The sequence below is a fragment of the Streptomyces sp. NPDC001787 genome (assembly GCF_040297465.1).
GTDB lineage: Bacteria > Actinomycetota > Actinomycetes > Streptomycetales > Streptomycetaceae > Streptomyces.
The window spans coordinates 1-6,047 of record NZ_JBEOZE010000065.1 but is presented as its reverse complement, the minus strand read 5'-3'; the positions used below and the strand labels follow the sequence as shown (position 1 = coordinate 6,047).

Here is a 6,047-nt window from a genome sequence, read left to right as displayed (position 1 = left end):
CCGCCGTCGCCGGGCAGTTCCTCGCCCAGAGCATGGGCAATCGCCTCCCCTTCAGCGGCAGGCATCCCGAGGAGCAGTGCTGCCGCCTGCCGAAGGAGAAATCCGGCTCCTTCCAGTGCGGCGTGAGCCCGGCCAATCCGATGCCAGCCGACTCCGGCCTCCACCGCGCCTTCAGTGAGCGGACACGACGCTTCATGCATCGTCACCACCAGACGTTCAACCGCCGCGAACGCCGTCTCCGGATCCGACGCCACCTCGCGCCGGAACCACTCCAGGAGCACATCCTCTGCGAGCTCATGCACCGGCGGAAACCCCTGTGCTCTCTCCTCATCCATGCCCATTCAACGAACCCGACCGCCCACGGGCAACGAGGCCGCCCCGAAGAACTTCCAGGATCCCCGGCAGCGTCAGGCGTACGGGAGCGCTGTCTGCATGCTGCCTCGTTGGCCGGTCATGGACGATAAGAGCGGGCGTCTCGCCCCCCACGGGCACGACGGTGGTCGAGCTGATCGAGGCGTTGACGAAGATGGTCGACGACGCCCCGGAGGCACGCCCGCCGGCCACTTGCCCGAAAGGCGGGTCTCCTGGACTGAGCCAGCAGGCCGTCACTTCTCGTCGACATGCACGGCCCCCCTGATCAGCAAGTGACGCCGAAACCAGTCGACAAACGCTGTTCCTAGAGATCAACGAAGCCACACGTGGTCCTGGCGGCGCAGCGGCGAATTCACGGTTTCCACCGTTCAAGCTCACGGAGTCGATCGGTGCCTGGCGTGTGCATCATCTTCGTCGGCCACTCGCGGCCGGGAGACTGTTCGAGGGTCTCCGGGATCGGTCTGGCCCGGTCTTCTTCGTCGAGTTGCACGGCTTCCTTCTCCTTCGTGGTGTGGGGGGCCTGTGGTGCCGGGCCCGTCCGAGCATGGCGCTGTCCCTTCCTTGTGCGTCTCGACCGGCGCCGGTGTCAGTAGAACTACGCAATCGGCCACGGAACCTCGCTGCTCATGACCAAACGGCCTGGTCACATGTACTACGTTCTGTCAGGTCCGGCCCCGGCCTGCCGGGGTCCGTTGTCACCGCGCCGTCCAGGAGTCCTCACCATGAGCGAAGTCAGAGCGAATCCCTTTTTGCTGCTGTCGCGCCCGATCGTGGCGGTGACCCCGCCGAGGGTGCCGCACTGGTTGTTTCACTGATCGCCGACGGGCAGATGTCTCGGCGCACGACGAGCAGGGCGCCACCGCGTTGCACCGGGCGGTGAAGGCCCCGCACGGCGCCGACGCCCCGCTGTCTTCCCTTGCGGTGATACGGGCGCTGCTGGAGTTCGACGAGAAAAGGATATGCAGAGTTCCATTGAACTTCTGCATGCATACGTGAATAACCATCACGTCAATCACCGCATCCGTCCGGCGAAGAAAGGCCGGCAGCGATGGCCTCCGGCAGAACTGGTCAACGTTTCCCTACTCGAAATGCAGGAGAAATTGATGCTCAAGCGAACCATGGTGACCCTCGCGACAGCCGTCCTCGGGTTGTCCGTTCTGGCTGCTGCCCCCGCTCAAGCAGCCCCCGTGGCCCAGGCCGATCCGCCCACCGGCTGCGTCACCTGGATCGAGTGGCTCCATGAGGGCCCCAACGTCCACTGGTACGGAGGGGGCAAGGTGCAGTGCGACACCGGCACCTACCAGGCCAAGGTCGTCTGCCTCGACGTGCAGTCGGGCGTGGGGGGCGTCCTGTACAGCAACTACACCGTCGAGGCGCCCGAGGTGGCTGCGGTCGCCTGCCCCCCCGGCAGCGTCGCGCAGAGCGTCCACGTCGTACCCGCGTAGCAGCATCCCGGACCTGCCGCTGCCGAAGGGCGGAGCGTCCACGCGGGCCGGCCCTCTGCCTGTGGTACTCGCAAGCCGTGCCGCCAATCACGCGGCGGCGGGGCCGCGGGTTGGGTTCCGGAACCCCGCCGAGCACCCTCTGGGGCCGAGAGAGGGGGCCGGGGAATGAAATCTCAGGGACGGAACGAAGGCTTGGGCGCGGTGGTCGGGCAATTCGAGACCGACAGTGTGCGGCACGGCAGGACCGCTCTGGCCGCAGAGGGGGTCAGGCCGTGCCGCACCCGGTCGGGCCGGCGCGTCCCGCCGGGCCCGTTCGTCCTCGTCCTTGATGAGCCCGGCCGCGCGGGCGGCCGTCTTGATGATGGTCCGCACGGTCCGGGCTGATCAGCGTGCTCTCCTTCGGGCCGAGTGAGATCGACGGCACCGAGCGCCCGTGAAGGGCATCTTCGGGTGCCCCCCAAGCATGCCGAGCCCCTGGGGAGGCGAAGGATGGTCCGGGAGGCCGTCAGAACGGTGCTGACGGGCCGGTGGTGGTGAAGCTCGGCACATGGCTCGACAACGTCCAAACGGGCCGCGAAACTGTCCGAACAGCGCCGTGCGGACCCTGATGAACTCGGCTGCGCTGGTAGACAGCTGAGACGCAGAACGTTGAGAGGGCCCGGATCCCCATCGGATCCGGGCCCTCTCAACTCTCGTGCGCCGCGCCGCAGCGAACGCCGGGGCGGCGCCCTGACCGGTCGTGGTCCTCGGAGGTTCAGTAGAAGTACGGAAATGCCGCACGTGGGAGAGAAGCCGCCGCCTCCCCCGGCATAGCGTGCCAGGCATGAGCACAGTGTTGATGTACGCCCGGTTCGCTCCGAAGCAGTTGGCCCGGTACGCCAGCGACTGGTACGCGGTGGTCGAGTGGTACGGGGCGTGGGACGAAAGCGACGTCCCGACCGTGTCCGTACCGCAGAAGTCGATCGACCTGTTCGAGTTCGTGCTGGCGGACGCAGGCACACCGGTCACGTTGTACACGCTGGGCATCCACGAGGGAACCATCCGGCAGCCGGACGACGTCGAGCCGTGGCTTCTGTCCGATGTCGGAGAGTTCTTCGAGCCCTGGTCTGTCACTCCTGCGGGCGTGACGGCGCTGGCCGCCGCCCTGGGCGGGAACCCCTTCGACTCCCTGGTCGCCAGGGCCGATTCCGCCAAGATGGCCGCGGCCGGGATGGCCCTAGTGCCGGACCGGGGCCGGCGTAAAAGCTTCGACAAGTCGCACTACGAGGAGCTCGCCGGATTCCTCGCCGACGCCGCGGCGGCCGGCGAGGGGCTGATCGTCTTCTACGTGGACTGATCGGTTTCTACGACGGCCGGTCGACGGACCGTCCCTGGGTGTCGATACCCGTCCACGGGCCACCGTAGGAGCCGTTCTCGGTGTTCAGGATCACCTCGGCGGTTCCGTCGCGGAACGGCCGCACACAGATGAACCGTTGGCCCATCGGTATGCGCCACCGCCCCTCCGTGTCGATCAGGCCGTAGGAGAAGGGATCGTAGGACTGGTCCTCGACCCAGTTCAACTCCAGGTCCGCCGCGCTGTACGGAGGGCGGAAGAGGACGACTTCGAGCGAGTAGCCGAGCAGCCGGTGCGGGTCGGCCGACCCCGGAAGCCCCGGGGGCCACGGAACGGCTGCGCACCCACCGCGCCGCCGTGATCACCACCGTTCGAGCCGTCACTGCTCCCTCGACAGAGGGCGGAACCGTGTGAGGTCGCCCCGCCGTCAGTTGTGACAAGAAGCGATCCGTGACCAGGCAGGGGCGACGGCATGGGCGAGGGCGGTTCGGACGACAGCGTGCGTGTGGATGAGACGGAAGACCTGCCGGTCGCGATGTGGAGGTGGCCGTCCGCCTCCGAGTGGCTGACGATGCTGGGTGTTCCAGCTGTGATTCTCGGCCTGATGTGGGTGCTCTTCTTCGGCACGTTCATCGAGAAGTTACGAAATGGGGAGGAGGCCACCGCCACCGGTGTCGGGCGGTGCGTCCAGAGCCAGGGCCAGACGACGCCCGCGTCGTACTGCCCGGGGTCGTGGCGGTTCTCGGACGGCCGTACCAGCAGTGGCCATATCCAAAGCGCCCCGGTCTCCCCGGGGGACACCATCTTCGCGGGTGAAGGCTGGGCCTACTCCTCGATCGGCCCGGTGTGGCGGACGGTGGGCATCTTCATAGCCATCGGGGTCGCCTCACTCGTGGGAACAGTGCTGATCTGGGGCAGCGAGTTCCGGGACGACCGACGGCGGCGCACCGACGAGCTACGCCAGAAGATGGAACACCCGCCGGAGTCGGCCGAGTCCTCCGAAAAGCCGTAAGTGGAGGAACTGGAGATCGGCCGCTGGGGCGAACGTAGGGTGCGCGAGCAGGTCGTACGAACCGCCTTCACCGCGCTGCCCGACCATGCCTTCGCCCGCATGCCAGGGCTCAGACGGCTGGACCTCTCCTTCAACGAGCTGACCACCCTGCCGGAGTCCTTCTTCCGGCTGGCTCATCTCGAAACCGTCGATCTGCGGTACACGAAGCTCGGCTCGCCGATTCTGGACCGCCTACGCAACGCACTCCCGCACATCCGAGTGGAATGGTGAACGGAAGACGATCCCTCGTCCAGTACGCCGGTGCGCCGACCACCATCGCCGTCATGGTGTCGCGTGCCCAATGCTCCAGCCAGACATGAAGCAGCGGGCGAGGCTGGCGGAATCGTTTGCCAAGGCCCCGTGCGCTCAAGGAGAACGGCTCCGACGCTCTCACCGGGGTGGTGTGATTCCGTATGCGGCATCACACCACCTCTGCACCCTGAGCTAGACGCCGCTCTCGTACATGACCCAGTTCGTGCGCGCGGCGACAGTGCCGTGAAGGGCCTGGGCCTGATGGTTGTCTTCTGCGGTGACCCATTGCACGAAGGATCGTCCCTCAGCAGCGGCGAGTGCTCTCAATCGTTGGGTGAGCGCCCGTCCGACGCCCCGCCCGCGGGCTGCGGGATCGGTGAACAGGTCATCGAGGAAGATGCCCGTCGTCCCGGTGTACGGGGAGGGGATGGGGCGGTGGTTCGCGAATCCGACGATGGATCCGTCGACCTCCGCGACGAGGGCGTCACATTCATGCCCGGGATCCGTCAGCCAGGACCAGGCGCGGGAGACGACCTCCTCGGACTCCGGCAGCCGCTAGAACTCGCGGTACTGGCGGAACAGCACGCGCCAGCGGGCTTCGTCCGCCGCGGCGAGGGGACGGATGGTCGAGGCGTTCGATGTCATGGGGTGTGTCAGTGAGGGCGTTTAGCATGCCGGTGCGGCTTAGAAGAGGTCAGCTCGACGGCTCGTCGTCTGAGTAGACGCACTTCGACAGAACTCGACACCAATTACACGAGGAGAGTGTCCTGGCCATGATTGCCAACGTGCGTAGCTACAAGAAGAATCAGGTCTCCCGAGCCGAGGTCATCACAGCAATCGGCCTGTCCCACAACGATTACATGATCAAGCATGTGACCGCGGCGCTCGACGAGTTCGAGGGCTACACCGCCGATATCGGGTTTGTCGATGGCGATCTGCACATACCCGGCGGCCTCGACCTGACAGACGAGAGTGTCTACCTCTTGGTCGTGCTCGGCGATCTGGTTGTCGACGGCGCGTACGGCGATGACGACTATCCCGAGTCCTTTTTGCTGGTGACCGGCAACATGCGGGCACGCGACATCGTGACCGGCGGCTGGCTCGAGGTCCACGGCGACCTGAGCACCGATCGGCTCATCGGCGACTACAACGACTGCTCCGCCCACATCGGCGGCGACGTCCATGCCCGGCTCTTCTATGGCGAAGAACATCACTTCACCATCGGTGGCGCGCTCATCGCCAACGCGGTGATCGGTCGGCCGCGCCTGAAGATCGCGACCCCACCGACCGCGATCGGCCTGGCCGACCTCCGCATGCTGGAACATTTCGACCGCGATCTACTGCGTGTGTTCGACGACCATGACGAGAACGACAACGCGATCACGTACGTGGACGGTTTCCATGACTTCCGCGAGCTGAAGCGGCGCGTCAACGCAGGTCTACCGCTCCGCGCCGCCGAAACACGCGACAACTGAGCCTCCACCGCCGAACCGGACAAGGCCGGGCCTGTTCGCCACCAGGTCCCAGTCGCGTCCAGCACGCCACCACGTCGTCCGGCGACCACTCCGGCCATGCTGCAACGTTGTAGTGCTGC

Annotated in this window: 7 protein-coding genes and 1 pseudogene; 5 read left to right on the top strand and 3 right to left on the bottom strand. The window is 66.4% G+C overall.

The annotated features are described in order from the left end of the window. Window positions 1-341: pseudogene (locus ABT170_RS40485) on the bottom strand (hypothetical protein); the annotation flags it as partial. A gap of 1,134 nt (window positions 342-1,475) precedes the next feature. Between ABT170_RS40485 and ABT170_RS40480 the strand changes: the two are divergent. After that, on the top strand, window positions 1,476-1,817 hold the full coding sequence (locus ABT170_RS40480) for a hypothetical protein (protein ID WP_351876259.1): 342 nt from the start codon (window positions 1,476-1,478) through the stop codon (window positions 1,815-1,817). Between the two features lie 823 nt (window positions 1,818-2,640). Then, window positions 2,641-3,153 carry a DUF1877 family protein gene (locus ABT170_RS40475; RefSeq protein WP_351876257.1) on the top strand — a complete coding sequence of 171 codons (513 nt, stop codon included), beginning with the start codon at window positions 2,641-2,643 and terminating at the stop codon, window positions 3,151-3,153. 7 nt (window positions 3,154-3,160) lie between these two features. Here ABT170_RS40475 and ABT170_RS40470 read toward each other — a convergent pair whose 3' ends face one another. Continuing rightward, window positions 3,161-3,376 carry a hypothetical protein gene (locus ABT170_RS40470; protein WP_351876254.1) on the bottom strand — a complete coding sequence of 72 codons (216 nt, stop codon included), beginning with the start codon at window positions 3,374-3,376 and terminating at the stop codon, window positions 3,161-3,163. A gap of 279 nt (window positions 3,377-3,655) precedes the next feature. On the opposite strand from ABT170_RS40470, the gene ABT170_RS40465 reads away from it, so the two are divergent. Together ABT170_RS40465 and ABT170_RS40460 are read left to right on the top strand one after the other, a co-directional pair. Beyond that, on the top strand, window positions 3,656-4,162 hold the full coding sequence (locus ABT170_RS40465) for a hypothetical protein (protein WP_351876251.1): 507 nt from the start codon (window positions 3,656-3,658) through the stop codon (window positions 4,160-4,162). Continuing rightward, complete coding sequence (locus tag ABT170_RS40460) at window positions 4,163-4,432, top strand: leucine-rich repeat domain-containing protein (protein WP_351876248.1); 270 nt, start codon at window positions 4,163-4,165, stop codon at window positions 4,430-4,432. It begins immediately after the preceding gene. Between the two features lie 213 nt (window positions 4,433-4,645). Here the strand turns inward: ABT170_RS40460 and ABT170_RS40455 are convergent, their stop codons facing one another. Then, complete coding sequence (locus ABT170_RS40455) at window positions 4,646-5,005, bottom strand: GNAT family N-acetyltransferase (protein WP_351876262.1); 360 nt, start codon at window positions 5,003-5,005, stop codon at window positions 4,646-4,648. A gap of 221 nt (window positions 5,006-5,226) precedes the next feature. Here ABT170_RS40455 and ABT170_RS40450 point away from each other — a divergent pair, with 221 nt between their 5' ends. Then, window positions 5,227-5,928 carry a hypothetical protein gene (locus ABT170_RS40450; protein ID WP_351876245.1) on the top strand — a complete coding sequence of 234 codons (702 nt, stop codon included), beginning with the start codon at window positions 5,227-5,229 and terminating at the stop codon, window positions 5,926-5,928. Window positions 5,929-6,047: the final 119 nt, after the last annotated feature.

What these genes read in the sequence shown, in the direction of transcription:
- ABT170_RS40480 (WP_351876259.1), top strand. Translation starts at nt 1,476, where the DNA reads ATGCTCAAGCGAACCATGGTGACCCTCGCGACAGCCGTCCTCGGGTTG.
- ABT170_RS40475 (WP_351876257.1), top strand. Translation starts at nt 2,641, where the DNA reads ATGAGCACAGTGTTGATGTACGCCCGGTTCGCTCCGAAGCAGTTGGCC.
- ABT170_RS40450 (WP_351876245.1), top strand. Translation starts at nt 5,227, where the DNA reads ATGATTGCCAACGTGCGTAGCTACAAGAAGAATCAGGTCTCCCGAGCC.